This is a genomic window from Patiriisocius marinistellae (assembly GCF_009014635.1).
GTDB classification, from domain to species: Bacteria; Bacteroidota; Bacteroidia; order Flavobacteriales; family Flavobacteriaceae; genus Patiriisocius; species Patiriisocius marinistellae.
The window spans coordinates 142870-161127 of sequence record NZ_BKCF01000002.1; the positions used below are offsets into that span (position 1 = coordinate 142870).

At 33.2% G+C, this 18258-nt stretch carries 18 protein-coding genes; 5 read left to right on the top strand and 13 right to left on the bottom strand.

All coding sequences use genetic code 11. The features are described from left to right. Window positions 1-335: 335 nt before the first annotated feature. Both GB234_RS07265 and GB234_RS07270 read right to left on the bottom strand, forming a co-directional pair. Window positions 336-1373 (bottom strand): endonuclease, encoded by a 1038-nt coding sequence (locus GB234_RS07265; protein WP_151893890.1) that lies wholly within the window; start codon window positions 1371-1373, stop codon window positions 336-338. Between the two features lie 6 nt (window positions 1374-1379). Beyond that, window positions 1380-2600 (bottom strand): RsmB/NOP family class I SAM-dependent RNA methyltransferase, encoded by a 1221-nt coding sequence (locus GB234_RS07270; RefSeq protein ID WP_151894162.1) that lies wholly within the window; start codon window positions 2598-2600, stop codon window positions 1380-1382. A gap of 105 nt (window positions 2601-2705) precedes the next feature. Here GB234_RS07270 and GB234_RS07275 point away from each other — a divergent pair, with 105 nt between their 5' ends. Beyond that, on the top strand, window positions 2706-3746 hold the full coding sequence (locus tag GB234_RS07275) for a WD40/YVTN/BNR-like repeat-containing protein (RefSeq protein ID WP_151893891.1): 1041 nt from the start codon (window positions 2706-2708) through the stop codon (window positions 3744-3746). A gap of 52 nt (window positions 3747-3798) precedes the next feature. Here the strand turns inward: GB234_RS07275 and GB234_RS07280 are convergent, their stop codons facing one another. From GB234_RS07280 to GB234_RS07310, 7 genes are all read right to left on the bottom strand, one after another. After that, window positions 3799-4272 carry a sensor of ECF-type sigma factor gene (locus tag GB234_RS07280; RefSeq protein WP_151893892.1) on the bottom strand — a complete coding sequence of 158 codons (474 nt, stop codon included), beginning with the start codon at window positions 4270-4272 and terminating at the stop codon, window positions 3799-3801. Between the two features lie 62 nt (window positions 4273-4334). Next, a complete protein-coding gene (locus GB234_RS07285) occupies window positions 4335-4823 on the bottom strand; it encodes a hypothetical protein (protein WP_151893893.1) in 489 nt (162 codons plus the stop codon). A 22-nt stretch (window positions 4824-4845) separates the two neighbouring features. Beyond that, window positions 4846-5397, bottom strand: a complete 552-nt coding sequence (locus GB234_RS07290) for an RNA polymerase sigma factor (protein WP_151893894.1) — start codon at window positions 5395-5397, stop codon at window positions 4846-4848. A 554-nt stretch (window positions 5398-5951) separates the two neighbouring features. After that, window positions 5952-7775: an ABC transporter ATP-binding protein gene (locus GB234_RS07295; RefSeq protein WP_151893895.1), complete on the bottom strand. Its 1824-nt coding sequence runs from the start codon at window positions 7773-7775 to the stop codon at window positions 5952-5954. A gap of 10 nt (window positions 7776-7785) precedes the next feature. Then, window positions 7786-9501, bottom strand: coding sequence for a phospho-sugar mutase (locus tag GB234_RS07300; protein WP_151893896.1), 1716 nt, complete (start codon window positions 9499-9501; stop codon window positions 7786-7788). A gap of 84 nt (window positions 9502-9585) precedes the next feature. Next, window positions 9586-10530, bottom strand: a complete 945-nt coding sequence (locus GB234_RS07305) for a glycosyltransferase family 2 protein (RefSeq protein ID WP_151893897.1) — start codon at window positions 10528-10530, stop codon at window positions 9586-9588. A 3-nt stretch (window positions 10531-10533) separates the two neighbouring features. After that, window positions 10534-11076 carry a DUF4199 domain-containing protein gene (locus tag GB234_RS07310; RefSeq protein WP_151893898.1) on the bottom strand — a complete coding sequence of 181 codons (543 nt, stop codon included), beginning with the start codon at window positions 11074-11076 and terminating at the stop codon, window positions 10534-10536. Between the two features lie 218 nt (window positions 11077-11294). Here GB234_RS07310 and GB234_RS07315 point away from each other — a divergent pair, with 218 nt between their 5' ends. Together GB234_RS07315 and GB234_RS07320 are read left to right on the top strand one after the other, a co-directional pair. Beyond that, entirely contained in the window at window positions 11295-11576 is a 282-nt protein-coding gene (locus tag GB234_RS07315; protein ID WP_151893899.1) for a type B 50S ribosomal protein L31, read from the top strand. A gap of 223 nt (window positions 11577-11799) precedes the next feature. Then, a complete protein-coding gene (locus tag GB234_RS07320; RefSeq protein ID WP_151893900.1) occupies window positions 11800-12975 on the top strand; it encodes a GlmU family protein in 1176 nt (391 codons plus the stop codon). Between the two features lie 149 nt (window positions 12976-13124). Here GB234_RS07320 and GB234_RS15060 read toward each other — a convergent pair whose 3' ends face one another. After that, window positions 13125-13277 carry a hypothetical protein gene (locus GB234_RS15060; RefSeq protein ID WP_172966857.1) on the bottom strand — a complete coding sequence of 51 codons (153 nt, stop codon included), beginning with the start codon at window positions 13275-13277 and terminating at the stop codon, window positions 13125-13127. A 109-nt stretch (window positions 13278-13386) separates the two neighbouring features. Further along, window positions 13387-15006 (bottom strand): ABC transporter substrate-binding protein, encoded by a 1620-nt coding sequence (locus GB234_RS07325; RefSeq protein ID WP_151893901.1) that lies wholly within the window; start codon window positions 15004-15006, stop codon window positions 13387-13389. 61 nt (window positions 15007-15067) lie between these two features. Between GB234_RS07325 and mtaB the strand changes: the two genes are divergently transcribed. Continuing rightward, entirely contained in the window at window positions 15068-16417 is a 1350-nt protein-coding gene (gene mtaB, locus GB234_RS07330; protein WP_151893902.1) for a tRNA (N(6)-L-threonylcarbamoyladenosine(37)-C(2))-methylthiotransferase MtaB, read from the top strand. 13 nt (window positions 16418-16430) lie between these two features. On the opposite strand, the gene GB234_RS07335 is transcribed toward mtaB, so the two are convergent. Beyond that, window positions 16431-16730, bottom strand: a complete 300-nt coding sequence (locus GB234_RS07335; protein WP_172966858.1) for a GNAT family N-acetyltransferase — start codon at window positions 16728-16730, stop codon at window positions 16431-16433. 34 nt (window positions 16731-16764) lie between these two features. Continuing rightward, complete coding sequence (locus tag GB234_RS07340; RefSeq protein ID WP_151893903.1) at window positions 16765-17481, bottom strand: pirin family protein; 717 nt, start codon at window positions 17479-17481, stop codon at window positions 16765-16767. Window positions 17482-17584: 103 nt separating this feature from the next. Here GB234_RS07340 and GB234_RS07345 point away from each other — a divergent pair, with 103 nt between their 5' ends. Then, window positions 17585-18250, top strand: a complete 666-nt coding sequence (locus GB234_RS07345) for an alpha/beta hydrolase family protein (RefSeq protein WP_151893904.1) — start codon at window positions 17585-17587, stop codon at window positions 18248-18250. Window positions 18251-18258: the final 8 nt, after the last annotated feature.

Here is an 18258-nt window from a genome sequence, read left to right on the forward strand (position 1 = left end):
AGGCTTGACGATGATATCATTGTTGAGCCTTTTTTAATTTATAAAATTTAATAGACTTGATGTTTAGTATGTAAATCTTGGTGCTGCTTTAGCTATTTTTTTATATATAATCGCTAGAATTGTTTAGCGTTTAATTTTATTAAATTTTTTAAATGGCGAGTTGCAGGACTATCATATTTTGTAATTTCATTTAAATTATTATCTGTTTCTAATTATTTTGCAAATGTTAATAATAGGATATTGAGAATAAAAAAGGGCGTTCACAAAATGTGAACGCCCTTTTTTATTCCCTAATATTTTAAACTAATTAATATAGGATGATAATATTTAATAATTTATTTAATAATTAGCTTCTTTATAATATTTGTGTTTCTACTAGAAAGTTGCAACAAATATAGTCCACTAGATAAAGAACTTACATCAATTTCATTTGCTTGGTTTACTTCTAGTGTTGCTACCCTTTTTCCTGTAACTGTATAAATCATTGCAGTTATAGATTCAGTAGTGTTTGTGTTGTAAATACTTACAGTATTAGTAGCTGGATTAGGAGCAATAGTAATTTTAGAAAGAATATTGTCTTCTATTGAAAAAAGATCCCATCGATCCTCTGCAGCTTCTCCGCCCCATATAAGCGTTGCTAAATAAGGGTTATCAATAAAAGGGTTACGATTTCCGTAGTTGGTTTCAAGGTATGGATTTCTTTGATCTTCAAAATCACTTACGGGATCTTCAATGTTCCACTGTAAATATACTTGTAGCATATCATTTCCGCTTTGCGTAGCTCCTACACCATTTAAAGAAGGTAAGCATTGATTTCCATATCGAGTGTACATATACATCATAATACGTGCTACATCGCCTTTCCACTCGTCGCCAGGATACCAGTTTCCACTCCCAACATTACCAGCATTACCAGAGCCATCAGCAAATTTTTTACTTCCTCTATTATTATTCATTTGTTGATCACTTGACCTTAAATTGTGTGGGTCTGCGCCAATCCCTGTGGTACCATTATTAACATTTCCCATTGATGGATTTGCATTTGAACGTGCAAAAGTATGTTCTCTATTATATTCACATGTAGTGCCTCCAAAATCATCTTTGTCCCTACTACGTTGAGTTGTACAACTAGAATCATCATAGCCATAAATTAATATAACGTTGTTTGAGTTTTCTGTGTCCTCATCAGTGAATTTTACAGAATCTCTAATATCCCCATAAGTGAAAGAGTTATTGTTAATATTAATTTTTTGCTGGAGTTCTTGATATAGCGCTTGTCCAGTTAATGTTAAATCAACATCATTGTAATAAGCTTGTTGTGCACTTGCTATAGTTGTAAAAATTATTGCAAATAAGAGTGTAATTTTTTTCATAAGTGTTTAATCTTCTATTGTTTTCTTTTTTAATAAAGCTATATAAAAACCATCAAATCCAGATTTTGAAGGAAGGATTTTTTCCTCTTTTACAAATTCAAAATCTTTGCCAGATTCTCTTTTTAAAAATGCTTTAACTTGTTTTTCATTTTCACTAGGTAGTATAGAACAAGTAGCATATACTAAATCTCCACCAGGTTTTACCATTCTAGAATAAGAATCAAGAATTTCGGCTTGAGTTTTAGTTATTTCAGCAAGAAAATCAGGGTTCATTTTCCATTTAGTATCTGGGTTTCTTTTTAAAACCCCAAGTCCTGTACATGGTGAATCTAGTAATACCTTATCTGCTTTTCCTATTAATTTTTTTATCACTTTAGTTGAGTCGATAACGCGCGTTTCAATATTATGAATACCATTACGGCGTGCTCTTCTCTTGAGTTCATTTAATTTATTTTGATAAATATCTAGTGATAATACTTGTCCAGTATTTTCCATTAAGGAAGCAATATGTAAACTTTTCCCACCAGCTCCAGCACATGCATCCACAATGCGTTGTCCAGGTTGAGGATCTAACATGGCTGCTACTTTTTGAGAAGATGCATCTTGTACTTCAAACCAACCATTTTTAAAAGCATCTGAAGTGAATACATTTGCGCGTTCTACTAATTTTAGTGCAAAAGGGTATCCTTTTATTCTTTCAGTACGAATGTCTAGGTCGCTTAACGCATTTTCAACATCTTCAATCTTAGCTTTCATTGGGTTAACTCGTAGTACAACATCTGCTAATTGATTTAGTGCAGCAAGTTCCTTATCCCATTTCTTTCCTAGTTCTTTTTCACCAAGTTCATCTAACCAATCTGGAATAGACTCTCTTACTTTTCTAGTTTTCGAAGCCTCATCAAATCTTCCTTTAATTCGGCGAGTAGGTGTGCCTTCAAACTGTGGCCAGTCTGGTAATTTTATACCCTTCATTGTAGCCCAAACGGCAAACATTCTAAACAAGTCTTCTCTTTTATAAGGCTCTTTAACTTCAGCTATTTCGGCATATAGACGTTTCCATCTTACAATGTCGTAGGTAGTTTCAGCAATAAACGCGCGGTCTCTTGAGCCCCAACGTTTATCTCTTTTCAATGTGTCTTTAAGTACTTTAGATGCCATTTTATCATCGTTAAATATTAGATTTAACGAGTCAATTGTTGCAAATACTAAGGTGCGGTGTAATCTCATAACTAGTAGGTATAATGCATTAAATTTCAGCATGCATTAATTTGTGCAAAGGTATAATAATGGCAATGATTTGTTTTGGTTACTTTTACTTAAAATTTCTTAAAAATGCGTTTCATATTTTTAGTGCTTTCGGTTACTCTTTTTTTTTCTTGTACTTCGGAAATGAGGCAACCATTTACCACCGTAACAATTACCGAAATATTATCAGATAGCCTAAGCGTGAGAGCTATCTCGCCTCAAGATGCAAATAGTGTTTGGTTTGCTGCAAATAGAGGAGTGGTAGGTTTGATAGATGGAAAAATACCAAAGATTGCAACTGTTAAGTACGAAGATGTGGTTTTAAATTTTAGAGCAATAGCAAAAACAGAAAAAGCTGTATTTGTATTAAGTATTGAAAACCCAGCAGTATTATATAAGATGGATGTTGCTAATAATGAAGCTCAAAATATGACAGAGGTATATGTAGAAAATGGAGAGGGCGTTTTTTATGATGCTATAAATTTTTGGAATGAAAATGAAGGAATAGCAATGGGAGATCCTATAAATGGATGCCTTTCTATTATTATTACTAGAGATGCCGGTATAACTTGGAACAAACTATCTTGTGATATAGTGCCGCCAATTATCGAAGGAGAAGCAGCTTTTGCAGCAAGTAATTCAAATATTTCTATTGTTGGAAATCATGCTTGGATTGCAACAGGAGGGAAGCGAGCAAGAGTATTTCACTCGTCTGATAAAGGTAAAACATGGGAGGTTTTTAATACACCTATGGTACAAGGAAATGTAATGACAGGAATTTATAGCATTGATTTTTTTAATGAGAAAACAGGAGTCATTTTTGGAGGTGATTGGGAGCGAAAAGAATTTAATGAAGGAAACAAAGCCATCACAAATGATGGCGGGCAAACGTGGCAATTAATAAGTAATGGTAGGGGGCCTGGTTATCGTTCATCAGTAAAATTTGTACCAAATACAAATGGTGAAGCATTAGTAGCCGTAGGCTCGCCAGGTATATCTTACAGCAATAATGCAGGAAAAGATTGGGTTGAGTTATCCAATGAAGGATTTTATGCTATTGAATTTGTAAGTGATTCAATAGCTTTTGCTAGTGGTAGTAATAAGATTTCAAGATTGGTCTTTAAATAAAATGCTCGTATAAAAGTCAATTTATACGAGCATTTTTAATGAGTTTTAAAGCTTAGGGTCGATCTCTTTTCCTTCCATCACCTTTTTTTTTTCCATCACTACCCCTTTTGCTAAAGCGTTTTAATAGATTTTTTTTAAAATCATTCTCAGCTTTTTGCAATTTGATAAATTTTTGTGGAGAAATTACTCCCTTTAAAGACTTTCTTAAGCTTATTTCATTTTTTAAGCCTTCCGCTTTAAAGTTTTCATGTTTTTCAATAAGCGTGTTTGCTTCAGCGTCACTTAATTTATCAACGCCGTCATCTTTAAACTTTTCAAAAACTTCTTTTCGTACATTTTTTCTTAATGTCATCATTACCTCTTCATGAGCATTATAAATAGGCCAGAACTTTTCAGCCTCAGCAGTAGTTAATGATAATGCTTCTGTAATGTGCGCTGTTTTATAAGCTTTTATTTTTTCAAATCTTTTTTCTTGTGCGTTCAATCCTATGCTACATAGAAATAGAACAATCATTATTTTTTTCATATTTATTGCCCGTAAAGACGGGTAACTTTTTAAACATCTTTTTTAAAAAGATGGAGATTAATTTATTCGTTTATAATCGTGTATGTATCAATTGTTTCTAGAAGATATTCTTCTAGCGCAGTTTCTTGAAAAAGAACGTCTTCAATTTCAAGCATTTCTATTTCATCATCAGATATTTCTGCAGATATATCATCAAGTGAAATGGAAATATTATCTGAGATTATATAATCCTCAATATTTGTCATTGCAATGGTCTCAAGCGATGCGTCATTTTGGTTATTTGTAAATGTGAAAATAACCGCAAGGCAAGCAGCAATTGAAACTCCTACTAATGCAAGTTTTCTTAAATTTATAACCTTAGGTTCAGTTTTTAAAATTTCCGAAGTAAAATTTGTTCCTTTAATAGATTCAAAATAAGTATTGGGTGCTTTAAATCCGGTCTGTGAAGGGATTTTTTCTAATTTTAATTTTAATGCAAGATCTTTCTCAAAGTTATTAAGATATCCTTCTGGCATTTTAAAACCGTGTGTATGTTGTTTGTTTTCTTGCATCGCTTCTATGACTTATCTTAGGTTAAAAGGTTTCATTTGACTTTAGATACTCGGTCACTTTTTTTGCAGCAATATGATAGCTGCTTTTTAATCCACCTACTGAGGTTTGTAATATTTCTGAAAGTTCTTCAAATGTATGAGACTCAAAATATTTCATGTTAAAAACTAGTTTTTGTTTTTCGGGTAGAGTTGCAATAGCCTGCTGTAATAGTAGTTGTATTGTGTCTCCTTCAAAGTAAACATCAGTCTTAAGGTTTTCAATAGCTCTTGTTTGTAACTCTCCAGGAGAAATCTGCATTCGTTTAGATTTCTTCTTTATAAATGTAAGTGCCTCATTAGTTGCAATGCGGTACATCCAAGTATATAGTTTACTATCTCCTTTAAACGATTCAAGATTTCTATAGACTTTAATAAAAGTGTTTTGTAGCACATCATCTGTATCATCATGGTTGAGTACAATTTTCCTTATATGCCAGTATAAACGCTCCTTATACATGGTAACAAGCTCATTAAAAGCCTTATCCTTTGTAAGTGGTTTAATTAAATTTTCAATAAATACTTGTTCTTCTTTCAAAGTAAGTTTTTTATTATGACGATATTTTTTAAAAATAGTTTAATTATTGTTTCTGAAATTTCTAACAATCAAATAAATATCGATTAAAACCAATTTTATTACGATAAAATACATTAAAAGTGTGTTTGTAAGAAAATTCTTCATATATTCGCATAGCAAATAACATATACGATTTTATTATGTGCCTCAAATATAATAGAACCGTACTGAAAACGGGATTAAGCGGGGGCTATCCCGTTTTCGCTTTTTGTAAGAATCGTTGTAGGAATAAAGCCTAAGATTAACACTTAAAAAGTAAATTATAACGATTAAAAGCGTATTTATAAGATTAAGCGTTCTTTTTTCTTGTTTGTTGAAATGTTAATTTATATATTTGTACCATACTTATGATACTAAGCAACTTGCGAGCCCTAAATGTAAGTTGCTAAAAACAAAGAGCGAAGCCCCAAATCGCTCTTTTTTTATGTAATTAAGTGAAGTTTTAATATCCTAATTAGTATTTACCAATTGTTTAGAATATTCTATAAATTGTATTACTAATTGAATGTCAATTTCTATCCTAAAGATTGCATTTCTACAAGATTAAAATAAGTACCACGCTTTTCAAGTAATTCATGATGCTTTCCTTGTTCGACTATCTCACCTTTGCTTAAAACAACGATAGTATCTGCATTTTGAATGGTAGAAAGTCTATGAGCGATTACTATAGATGTTCTGTTTTTCATCATGTTTTCTAACGCATCTTGTACAAGCCTTTCGCTCTCTGTATCTAATGCAGAAGTTGCTTCATCTAGAATCATAATAGGTGGGTTTTTCAAAACTGCTCTCGCAATACTCAAACGTTGCTTTTGGCCACCACTAAGCTTATTTCCACTATCTCCTATATTTGTTTCGATACCTAACGGTAAGTCTTTTACAAACTCCCAAGCATTGGCGATTTTTAAAGCATCAATAATTTCTGCATCAGTAGCATTTTCTTTACCTATGCGTAGATTTTGCTTTATAGTATCATTAAATAATATAGAATCTTGAGTTACCAATCCAAGCAAGTTGCGCAACGAGTGTTGTGTAATATCTTTAATATCGGTATCATCAATTAATATGCGTCCTTCGTTGACATCGTAAAAACGAGTTACCAAATTTGCAATGGTACTTTTTCCACTACCACTTTGTCCTACGAGTGCCACCGTGTGACCTTTGGGAACGTTTAAACTAAAATTGCGTAACACCCACTCATCTTCATATTTAAATGAAATATTATCAATTAATACTTTTTCATTAAAACCATCCTTAATAATTGCATCTGCCTTGTCTTTTATGGCACTTTCTGTTTCGAGGATTTCTAAAATTCTATCTGCTGCAGAGTTCCCTCTTTTTATACTTGAGTTGGCCTTGCTTATTGCTTTTGCAGGTGTTAATATTTGATAAGCTAAAGCCATGTAAACTAAAAATGCTTCTGGTTCTAGTGTTTTTTCAACTAAAACCATTTGACCTCCATACCATAACAAAATGGCAATGGTTACAATTCCTAAAAACTCACTTGTAGGAGAAGCTAAGTTTTGTCTATTTAATAGTGTATTTGAAGATTTAAACAATCGAGTAGTAGAATCTTTAAACTTTGAACTAAAGATTTTTTCTGCGTTAAAGCCTTTGATAATTTTTAATCCTCCTAAAGTTTCTTCTAAAATTGATAGAAATACACCTTGTTCTTCCTGCACCTTATCACTGTGCTTTTTTAAACTTTTACTTATGATAGAAATAACAACTCCAGATATAGGAATGAATATAAATACAAATAAGGTAAGTTTTGCACTAATAAGTAGCATGGCGCCAATGGCAAAAAGAATCATTAAAGGTTCTCTTACAATGAGTTCTAATATTGATAAAAAGGAATGTTGAATTTCAAACACATCATTTGTAATTCTTGCTATAGAGTCTCCTTTACGCTTTTCAGAATAAAAAGAAACTGGAAGGTCTACAGTTTTTTCATAAAGATCATTACGTAAGTCTTTTATAACACCATTGCGTAAAAACGAAATAAAATACATTGCTAAATAACCAAAAAGATTTTTCAACAAAAACATGATAATCACCAGTGCTACCATGAAAATAAGCACATCATCAACACCTTCATTTGCTTTTTGTGTTACAAAATAATTGAGATAGTCTTCTGCATATTCTTTTCCATTAGCTAAGCCCGTCCATATAGGTTCAACTTCTAGCTTCTCAGTATCACCAAAGAGTACTGAGAGCATAGGGAATAATGAAACCATTGCTAAGGTTCCAAAAAGGGCATAAAATATATTTGCAATAACGTTAAGCCAAGCATACATTTTATATGGTAATGCGTAGCGGAGAATTTTTCTAAATGGTGTCATTTACATAGGGTTACCCCAATTTTAAATCTGTTATAATTGCCTCAATTTTTTGTTGAAGCTTTTGCATTGCGCCTTTTTTTTCCAAAGTTTTGACGCTTATGTAAAATTTTATTTTTGGCTCGGTCCCACTTGGGCGTGCTGCAATTTTACTTCCGTCTTCGGTATAGTAAATCAACACATTGCTTTTGGGAATGTCTAATATTTCCGAAGTACTTGAAATTATATTTTTTGCTTCACTTGAAGCATAATCTTCTACTCGTATTACCTTGCTCCCTGCTATTGTAACTAGGGTATTATCACGCAAAGAAGTCATTATATTAGTAATTTCTTCAGCTCCTTTTTTACCTTTTTTGGTTACCGAAATGAGGTGTTCTTTATAATAACCAACTTCGTTATAAATTTCGGTGAGGTAATCGTATAATGTGTTTCCTTTTGCTTTTTGCTGTGCTGCAATTTCGCAAGCCAACAAAGTAGCGGTAACGGCGTCCTTATCTCGTACAAAATCACCTACCATAAATCCAAAACTTTCTTCACCACCACCAATAAAGTCAAGCTGAGGAAAATCTTTTACCATTTTTGCAATCCACTTAAAACCTGTTAAGCCTTGTTTGTATTCTACATCAAATTTTTGAGCGATTTTCTCAATCATTGGTGTGGACACTATAGTAGATGCAACAAACTGTTTACCGTTGATTTTATTTTGAGATTTCCATTGTTGTAGTAAGAAATATGTTTTTATTGCCATGGCTTGATTGCCATTTAAAATAGTCATTTTTCCTTCGTTGTTTCTAACCGCGATTCCTAATCGATCACAATCTGGATCTGTTCCAATTACAATATCTGCATTAGATTTTTCAGCCAACTCAATTGCCATTTTTAGTGCTTCTGGCTCTTCTGGATTGGGAGAAACTACTGTTGGAAAATCACCATCTGGTTTAGCCTGTTCAGTAACAATTTGTGTATTTGAATACCCAGCCATTTCAAGCACTTTAGGTATCATTGTTATTGAGGTACCGTGTAATGAAGTAAAAACTATTTTTAAATTTTCTTTAGCTTGTTTTGGTGTGTTGTAGCTTCCATTTTTTAAAGATGCGTTTGCAAATGCCTCATCAACGTTAGTATCTATATATTTTATGAGATTTTCATCTGCTCTAAAATTAATAGCACTGTATTCAAGGTTGTTTATTTCGGCTATAATCTCATTATCTTGAGGAGGAACTAGTTGACCGCCATCTTTCCAATATACTTTATAGCCATTATATTCTGGGGGATTGTGAGATGCTGTTAAAACAATTCCGCAATGACAATCAAGATATTTTACAGCGAAAGATAACTCAGGAGTAGGGCGGAGGTCACTGAATAAAAATACTTCAATTCCATTTGCAGAGAAAACATCGGCAACTACTTTTGCTAATGTTGCACTATTGTGTCTACAGTCAAAAGCGATAGCAACTTTTAATATTTCAGAAGGAAAAGAGCGCTTAAGATAATTACTAATTCCTTGGGTATTTTTACCTAAAGTATATTTATTTATACGATTATCTCCCACACCCATTACACCACGCATACCACCAGTTCCAAACGCCAAACTTTTATAAAAGCTTTCTTCTAGACCTTGTGGGTCATTTGCAATCATTTCCTTTACGGTGAGTTGTGTTTTTTTATCAAATGTAGGTGTGAGCCAAACGTTTACACGGTCTAAAGTTTTTGGTTCTATATAAATCATTGGGTTGTTTTCGTGGTGCAAAAGTAGCAATTTACATGATGATAGCATCAAGCGGATTAGAAAAAGGCAAGTCTTGATAGTAAGCTATTCAATCACTTGCTCTATGATGTAATCTTTTTGTGATTTTTTACTGCGTAATGTAAGTTCGCCAAGAAAGCCTGCGAGGAATAATTGCGTTCCTAATATCATTGCGGTTAGTGAGATATAAAATTGTGGTCGCTCTGTTATTAGTCTTCCCGTTGTGTTGATAAAAAGCTTATCAATCCCTAAATATAAGGCAAAGCCGAAACCAACAAATAACATTATTGCTCCCCAGGCTCCAAATAAATGCATAGGTCTTTTTGCAAAGCTAGACAGAAACCAGATTGTTATTAAATCTAGAAATCCACGTACAAAACGCTCAGCACCAAACTTAGTCGTACCATATTTACGGGCTTGGTGCAAAACTACTTTTTCTCCAATTTTAGTGAAACCTGCATTTTTTGCAAGAACGGGAATGTAGCGGTGCATTTCTCCAGTAACTTCAACTGTTTTTATTACTTGTTTTTTATACGCTTTTAGTCCACAGTTAAAATCATTTAATTGCACACCAGAGGTTCTTCGAGCTGCATAATTAAATAATTTTGAGGGTAAGTTTTTAGCAATTTTAGAGTCGTATCGTTTCTTTTTCCAGCCAGAAACTAGGTCGTAGTTTTCAACTGTAATCATTTTATAAAGTTCGGGGATTTCCTCAGGATTGTCTTGAAGGTCTGCATCCATTGTAATAATGACATTGCCTTGAGCCATTGCAAAGCCAGCGTGCAAAGCTTGTGATTTACCAAAGTTATTTAAAAACTTGATGCCTTTAACCTCAGGAAATTTTAATTTTAATGCTGAAATGAGCTCCCATGAACCATCAGTACTACCGTCGTCGATAAAAATAATTTCATATAAAAAACCATTGGATTGCATGACTGTTGCAATCCAATGGTGTAACTCTTTTAAAGATTCGGCTTCATTGAGAAGCGGAATTACGACGGAAATATTCATAAATTATGCTATCGCGTTTGGGTCTTTTCTTTTGAAAATTAGTGCAATTAGAAGTCCTAATACAGCTTGAAATACGAGTCCAAATACATATGATTTTGCTTGATTTGCAATTGAAAAGTTGTCATTATTTTGCATTTCGGCTAATGCGGCTTCCATATCTGCTTCGGGAGTATTAAATTTTTCCATAAACTCACGTGTTACTTCAACAGCTCTTTCGTTAATATAAGTAGCCATTTCAGGATCAAGAACATTAAATATTAAAATACCCACAACAGTACTTATTGCTAATCCAACAGCTACCGTTATAAAATATGCAGAGAAAGCTTCTTTAAATGACATAAAGCCACCCAAATTTGATTTTGATTTAGCTGTAGAAACTATTCCCACTATAACAACGAGAACAATGGTAATAATACCTACCCACCATTTTACAAATAACTCAGGGTTAAGTGCGTACATAGAGATAGTCAATAAGGATAAAACCCCTCCTAGGACCAGTCCATATTGCATGGATGTTTGTTTTACTGAAACGTTGTTTGCTTCCATATTTATTAGTGTTTTTTTGGTTCGTGTTGTTAGTAAACAAATGTAATAAAATGTTACATATTTAATGAGGAACAAATTTTTTGATATCCTGTATCTTTGAAGGGATTAAAATCTTTTATAAAAAAGCGGATAAAGTATTGTTGTATTGTTAAATATTATTATTTTTGCACACGCTTTACGAAACGGTCGAAAGTGTAGTATTAAAAAGAAAATTTAAGATGAAAAAAGGAATCCATCCAGAGAATTATAGATTAGTAGCATTTAAAGACATGTCAAATGATGATGTTTTTTTATCAAAATCTACAGCAAACACTAAGGAAACTATTGAAGTTGATGGTGTTGAGTATCCAGTTGTAAAAATGGAGATTTCAAGAACGTCACATCCTTTCTATACAGGTAAGTCTAAACTTATAGATACAGCAGGACGTATTGACAAGTTCAAGAACAAGTATGCAAAATTCAAGAAACCAGCTGCTGCACCTACAGAGGACAAAGAGTAGTCTTGGTTTTATATTATATTAAGAGCCTTCGAGAAATCGAAGGCTTTTTGTGTTTTAGTCAGAGAGATTGCTGATTGCTACATTAAATAATCATTTACTTCACTCGTTGTAATGATATGATATAAAACGTATATTTTTAGTGGCTTTTATAATTTTCTGTGTTTTGTTTAATATTTTTGAAAGACGAATAAGATTTTTCCCATTTAACTAATAACCAATCAAAATGAATTATATCCTTTTTGACGGCAGTGTCCGTAATCAATTATTGCCATTTACATTTACACGTCCTGTGGCTGAGGTTAGGGTTGGTATTCTAACTATCCGCGAGAAATGGGAGCAAATGCTTGGATTTACAACTACTACTGTGACAGAAGATTACTTAGCAGATAAATGGCCAATGGTGGAGTTAGAGAGTAATGTTTTAATAAATGCAAGTTTTTGTCCTTCTGAAAATTTAGTTCAATTGATAAAAGGATTACAAGAAAATCAAGCTGTTTTTTTTGAAGATGAACCATTAGCTTTTTTTACTTCAGAAAATCAAGAAGTAGATTTTGATTCTTTTGATGTGATACAATATTCACACGATGATGTTTTACGCATTGAGCACACTTGGGATATTTTTGCAAAAAATGCAGAAGCTATTCAACGTGATTTTAATTTTTTGATCAAAGGGAGAGATTCTGAGCCTATTCCAGAAACAACCGTAGTTTTTAATAAAGAAAATATCTTTATAGAAGAGGGGGCAAAATTACCATTATGTTCATTGAACGCAGCAGATGGACCAATATATATAGGTAAAAATGCTGAGATTATGGAAGGTGCAATGATTCGTGGCCCCTTTGCTCTTTGTGACAATGCGACAATTAAAATGGGGGCAAAAATTTATGGAGGAACTACCGTGGGGCCACACTGCAAAGTGGGAGGTGAAGTAGGAAACTCCGTTTTATTTGGTTTTTCAAATAAAGGGCATGATGGGTATTTGGGAAATTCTGTTTTAGGAGAGTGGTGTAATTTAGGTGCAGATACAAATACTTCAAACCTTAAAAACAATTACGCAGAAGTAAAACTATATAATTACGAAACCAAGCGATTTGCAAAAACTGGTCTTCAATTTTGTGGATTGATGATGGGTGATCATAGTAAATGTAGTATTAATACTATGTTTAATACAGGAACAGTTGTAGGCGTAAGTGCTAATATTTTTGGTACTGGATTCCCGCGCAATTTTGTGCCTAGTTTTTCTTGGGGAGGTTCTGCAGGCATGGTTACTTACAAAACAGATAAAGCCTTTGAGGTCGCTAAAATTGTAATGGCAAGACGCAGCATTGAATTTGATGCACAAGAAGCAGCAATTTTAGAGCATGTTTTTGAAGAATCTAAGGCATGGAGAAGGGATTAGAACTTCGGAAATTTTACACCTCCAGCTTCTAGTAATCCATCAATAATTATAGGAGCTAGAAAAAAAACAATAATAGCAACAATTGCCGAAACTATAAGTAGGAACCATAAACGTTTGCGTTCTTTTTTCTTTTTTGCAAACTGTTCTTTTTAAAATTCAGCAAATTCCCAAGTTTTCATTTCGGTATGATTTTCAAAAGAACCAAAAGTGCTTTTAAAGGGTACAGATGCATCAAAAAGCGTTTCTCTATTTCTAATAAATAGTTTATGGTTTCCTGTAGTTCCATGAGTTGTGTATTTCATAAGCGCATTTTAAATTTATACGCATATTTCACTATTTTTGTTACAAAAATGAACGTTTTAGATCTAAATAAGCTATTTTATCGTTCTTTTGGAGATAAACTATATAATTCTATTTTTCTTTTTTTACTCTTTTTAAGACTAAAAAATTCTGTGGGTTAATACCTAGACCGCTTATTTTTTTACTTACAAATCGCACAGCCATATCATAATATAGCGGAACAATGGGGGCGTCTGCGATGACAATACTATCCATTTTTGTGTATAATATTTTTCGGTCATTTATTTCTGAAATTTGCTGCGCCTTCACATATAAGCTGTCAAAAGTGGTGTTTTTGTAATGTGTGTAATTAGGACCGTTAGGAGTAAAATTTGGACTATAAAATAAAGATAAATAATTCTCCGCATCCGGGTAATCTGCAACCCAGCTTGCTCTAAAAATATCAAGTTTGCCGCTACTTTTCATTTGGCGTAGTGTTGATGGAGGCATTACGTTAATGTCTATTTCTACCCCAAGCTTCTCTAACTCTCGTTGAATATATTCACAAACATCAAGGTATTGACTGTTGGTGCCAATAGTAACTCTAGGGTTAGCATTACCACTTTCTAATTTATATTGTTCTATAAGTTCCCGTGCTTTTTCTGGATTATAATTATAGCCTTTAATAGCATCAAAGCCAGGTAAACCCTTAGGTATAAAACCATTTATAGCAGGAATTCCCATTCCGTTTCTTAAGTAGGTGACCATTTTTTCTCTATCAAAACCATAATTGATTGCTTGCCGCAATAATGGAGATTGTACTTCGGTAGAGTTTGTGCCCATGAAAAACCCTAAATATTCTGTATTTAAATATGGTGCGGAGATAAGGTTTGTAGTAGTCTTATATTTAGGCTGCAATTTTCCTGTAGTGGTAATAATTTCGTCTTTATAGGAGTTGTCTAAACCAGACATAAAATCTATTTTACCTTGTGCAAATTGTAAAAACTCACTTTGTTTATCTGGCAAGAAAGTAATGGCGATAGCTTCTAAATAGGGAAGGTTTTCTCCGTTTTCATCCTTTTCAAAATAGTTGGAATTTTTTCTTAAAACCAATTTTACATTCTCTTCCCACATTTTAAACTGAAACGGGCCGGTTCCCACAGGATTACTTCTAAAATCGTTTCCGTAAAATTCAATTGCTTCTTTAGGCACAACAGAGCAGTATCGCATAGAAAGCAATCCTAAAAATGCTGGAAATGGTTTTTTTAGTTGAATAATAAATGTCGAATCATTTTCGGCATGGTAACTTTTAACGGCTTTTAGTACCCAACTTCCGGGAGAGGCCAGTGCTGGAGAGGTAAGTCTATCAAAGCTATATGTAAAATCACTGGCAACTACTTTTCGAGTGTTAATATTTCCGAAGACATCATTTTTGTGGAAATAAACATCACTGCGAAGTGTAAATGTATATGTAGAAGTGCTGTCGTTTATAATCCAACTTTTAGCAACGTCTGGTTTTATATTTAGTGAGTCGTCTAATTGAACAAGTCCATTAAACAGCTGGTTAGTAGGCCAAATTGTTTGAGGGGTTCTGGCAAATGCAGGGTCGAGAGAGGCAATATTGCTATGTTCGTTATATCTAAAAACTTGGTGATCGTTTTTATTATTGTTATGATTTGAACATCCAAAAAATAGTATTATCAAACAAAGTATTGAAATAGTGTGAAGTGTCTTTTTTAAAGGGTGTGTCATGTACTTTAGATAACCAATTTTAGTTCGTATTTTTGCCCACTTATTTGTCAAAAGTACAACAATGCCTACACCAAAAAAAGTCGCGTTTTATACATTGGGTTGCAAACTTAATTTTAGTGAAACATCCACCATTGCAAGAGGTTTTTCTCAAGAAGGTTTTGACCGCGTAGACTTTAATGAAAAGGCAGATGTATATGTGATTAACACGTGTAGCGTTACCGAAAATGCAGACAAGCGTTTTAAGAGTATTGTGAGGCAATCTCAAAAGGTAAATCCAGAAGCTTTTGTAGCGGCAGTGGGGTGTTATGCTCAATTAAAACCTGAAGAACTTGCTGATGTTGATGGGGTAGATTTAGTCCTTGGAGCGACTGAAAAATTTAATCTTACGAGTTATATTAATGATTTGTTAGCAAATCCTGATCGTACTCGAGAAGGTGCTGAAATTCATAGCTGCGAAATTGCAGATGCTGATTTTTATGTGGGATCTTATTCAATAGGAGATAGAACACGTGCGTTTTTAAAAGTGCAAGATGGCTGTGATTATAAATGTACGTATTGTACAATACCTCTTGCAAGAGGTATTTCTAGAAGTGATACCTTGCAAAACGTGCTAGATAATGCAGCAGAAATTTCAGCAAAAGGAATTAAGGAAATTGTTTTAACTGGGGTTAATATTGGGGATTACGGAAAGGGAGAATTTGGTAATAAAAAACACGAGCATACTTTTTTTGAACTGTGTCAAGCACTCGATACTGTAAATGGTATTGAACGTTTGAGAATTTCATCTATTGAACCTAATCTTTTGAAAAATGAAACTATTGATTTTGTTTCTACCTCAAAAGCATTTGTTCCTCATTTTCATATTCCGTTGCAGAGTGGGAGTGATACATTGCTAAAATTAATGAAGCGCCGTTATATGAGCGGGCTTTATATTGATAGAGTTTCAAAGATTAAAAAGGTAATGCCTAATGCTTGTATAGGGGTTGATGTTATTGTTGGTTTTCCTGGGGAAACTGATGAATTGTTTTTAGAGACCTATCATTTTTTGAATGAGTTAGATATTTCTTACTTACATGTATTTACATATTCTGAAAGAGAAAATACTGAGGCTGCGACTATGGAAGGTGCTGTGCCTAAAAAAGTGAGAGCAAAGAGAAGTAAAATGTTGCGAGGTTTGTCTGTGAAGAAAAGGCGTGCTTTTTATGAAACACAACTGGGCAACGAATTGACAGTTTTATTCGAGGGTGAAAATAAGGAAGGTTATATTCATGGCTTTACTGAAAATTATGTAAAAGTAAAAGCTCCGTGGAATCCGGAGCTTGTAAATACATTACAAAAGGTGACTTTGACAAAAATTGATGAGGATGGTTTGGTTCGTTTCGATTTTATCAATGTTTTGAAAAATGCTTAAGTTTTTAAACGTGTTAAATATTAATTCCTACGGGCAATAAATCTCTATATTGACGTCTGTTTTTCCTTAAAAATCCAACAATTTCTGGGCTTGTGGGCATTACGCTAATTCCGCGTCTTCGAATTTCTTCAAATACTGCTTTTATAAAAATATCTCTAAATCCTTGTTCTTCTAAATCTTCTGGCATTTCATATTTTGTTAAAAATATTTTTCGTTCCTGTAAAGCATATTCAATACGTGCCATGTTATCACCTATTTCAAGCTCAAATTGTCTTAAAAATTCGTTGTCGTTAATTTCTACATCTTCAATCATAATGTGTTTTTTTATAATATAACTTAATAAGAGTTTAGTTCATTGGAACTTCAATAAGCATTAGGTCGCTGTCTTTTTCTACGGAAATTTCAATTAAATCAACATCCCAGATGCCCATTGCATCTCTTTTGTTCAATTTTATATTATTAATTTCGGCATTTCCGTTAATAATATAGACATATGCTCCGTGTGCTTTACTGTTTAATGAAAAGGTAGTAGTAGTTTTTTTATTAAAATTTCCGAGGTGAATATAAGCATCTTGATGAATCCATACTTCACCATCTAAAGCTTTGTCCCTTGGTTTTACAATTGCCGTCAAACGATTAGTTTTAAGCAGTGGTTGAATTTTTTTCTGGTCGTAACGAGGAGTCACATTTTGTTCATTGCTAAAAATCCAAAGTTGGAACAAGGAGAGTTCTTCGTTATCCTTAGCGTTGATTTCGCTATGTTCAATACCACTCCCAGCACTCATTACTTGAATATCTCCTGCTTTAACAATACCCTCATTGCCCATAGAATCCTTATGTTTAAGAATTCCGCTTTGAGGTATAGTAATTATCTCCATGTTTTTATGTGGATGTTCCCCAAAGCCCATAGAAGGTGCAATTATATCATCGTTTAAAACGCGGAGCGCACCAAATTGTAACCTGTTTGGGTCATAAAAATTAGCAAAACTAAATGAATATCGTGCATCAAGCCACCCAAAGTTAGCAATACCTCTAGTGGAAGCGGGGTGAAGAATTGTTTTCATTCTAAAAAATGGTAATTAAACCAAAATGTTTGTTGGGTATTATTCCTATTATGTAAATTTACGAAATATCTTCGTCTTAATTGATAATACTACGCTAAAAGCAATGCCGCAACACATTATCCATGTTTATTTTGTTCCAGGGTTAGCTGCTGGGAAAGAAATTTTCAGGAATATTAAGCTACCTAAAAATCGTTTTAAAACTCATATAATTGAATGGCTAATTCCAGAAAAAAATGAAACCATAGCAAATTATTCAAAACGTATGGCAGCCATGGTAATTGAAAAGAATGCAATATTAATTGGAGTTTCTTTTGGTGGTGTTGTAGTACAGGAGATGAGTGCTTTTTTAGATTTAAAAAAGTTGATTATTATATCTAGCATAAAATCTAAGCATGAATTGCCTTTACGTCTTAAAATAGTTAGAAAATTAAAAGCATATTATTTGATGCCTACAAGACTTGTTGTTAAGTCAAAAGATTTAACAAAACTAGCTATTGGTCCACGTTCAAAAAAGCGATTAAAAATTTATGATGAATACCTTCACGTACGTAATGAGCGTTACCTTAATTGGGCAATAAAAAATATGGTTTGCTGGAATAGAGAAATATCAAATCCTAATGTTTATCATATTCATGGAAATGAGGATGTAGTATTCCCAATTAAAAATTTGAAAACAAAGTATATTATAGATGGAGGAACCCACATAATGTTACTTAGAAAAGGACATCAAATAACAGATGTTATTATTGAAATAATAGAAGAAAATTAATTTTTTAA

Excerpts from the sequence above, each read along its gene's own strand:
- GB234_RS07265 (WP_151893890.1), bottom strand. The coding sequence starts at position 1,373 with ATGAAAAAAATTACACTCTTATTTGCAATAATTTTTACAACTATAGCA.
- GB234_RS07270 (WP_151894162.1), bottom strand. The coding sequence starts at position 2,600 with ATGAGATTACACCGCACCTTAGTATTTGCAACAATTGACTCGTTAAAT.
- GB234_RS07275 (WP_151893891.1), top strand. The coding sequence starts at position 2,706 with ATGCGTTTCATATTTTTAGTGCTTTCGGTTACTCTTTTTTTTTCTTGT.
- GB234_RS07280 (WP_151893892.1), bottom strand. The coding sequence starts at position 4,272 with ATGAAAAAAATAATGATTGTTCTATTTCTATGTAGCATAGGATTGAAC.
- GB234_RS07285 (WP_151893893.1), bottom strand. The coding sequence starts at position 4,823 with ATGCAAGAAAACAAACAACATACACACGGTTTTAAAATGCCAGAAGGA.
- GB234_RS07295 (WP_151893895.1), bottom strand. The coding sequence starts at position 7,775 with ATGACACCATTTAGAAAAATTCTCCGCTACGCATTACCATATAAAATG.
- GB234_RS07300 (WP_151893896.1), bottom strand. The coding sequence starts at position 9,501 with ATGATTTATATAGAACCAAAAACTTTAGACCGTGTAAACGTTTGGCTC.
- GB234_RS07305 (WP_151893897.1), bottom strand. The coding sequence starts at position 10,530 with ATGAATATTTCCGTCGTAATTCCGCTTCTCAATGAAGCCGAATCTTTA.
- GB234_RS07310 (WP_151893898.1), bottom strand. The coding sequence starts at position 11,076 with ATGGAAGCAAACAACGTTTCAGTAAAACAAACATCCATGCAATATGGA.
- GB234_RS07315 (WP_151893899.1), top strand. The coding sequence starts at position 11,295 with ATGAAAAAAGGAATCCATCCAGAGAATTATAGATTAGTAGCATTTAAA.
- GB234_RS07320 (WP_151893900.1), top strand. The coding sequence starts at position 11,800 with ATGAATTATATCCTTTTTGACGGCAGTGTCCGTAATCAATTATTGCCA.
- GB234_RS15060 (WP_172966857.1), bottom strand. The coding sequence starts at position 13,277 with ATGAAATACACAACTCATGGAACTACAGGAAACCATAAACTATTTATT.
- GB234_RS07325 (WP_151893901.1), bottom strand. The coding sequence starts at position 15,006 with ATGACACACCCTTTAAAAAAGACACTTCACACTATTTCAATACTTTGT.
- mtaB (WP_151893902.1), top strand. The coding sequence starts at position 15,068 with ATGCCTACACCAAAAAAAGTCGCGTTTTATACATTGGGTTGCAAACTT.
- GB234_RS07335 (WP_172966858.1), bottom strand. The coding sequence starts at position 16,730 with ATGATTGAAGATGTAGAAATTAACGACAACGAATTTTTAAGACAATTT.
- GB234_RS07340 (WP_151893903.1), bottom strand. The coding sequence starts at position 17,481 with ATGAAAACAATTCTTCACCCCGCTTCCACTAGAGGTATTGCTAACTTT.
- GB234_RS07345 (WP_151893904.1), top strand. The coding sequence starts at position 17,585 with ATGCCGCAACACATTATCCATGTTTATTTTGTTCCAGGGTTAGCTGCT.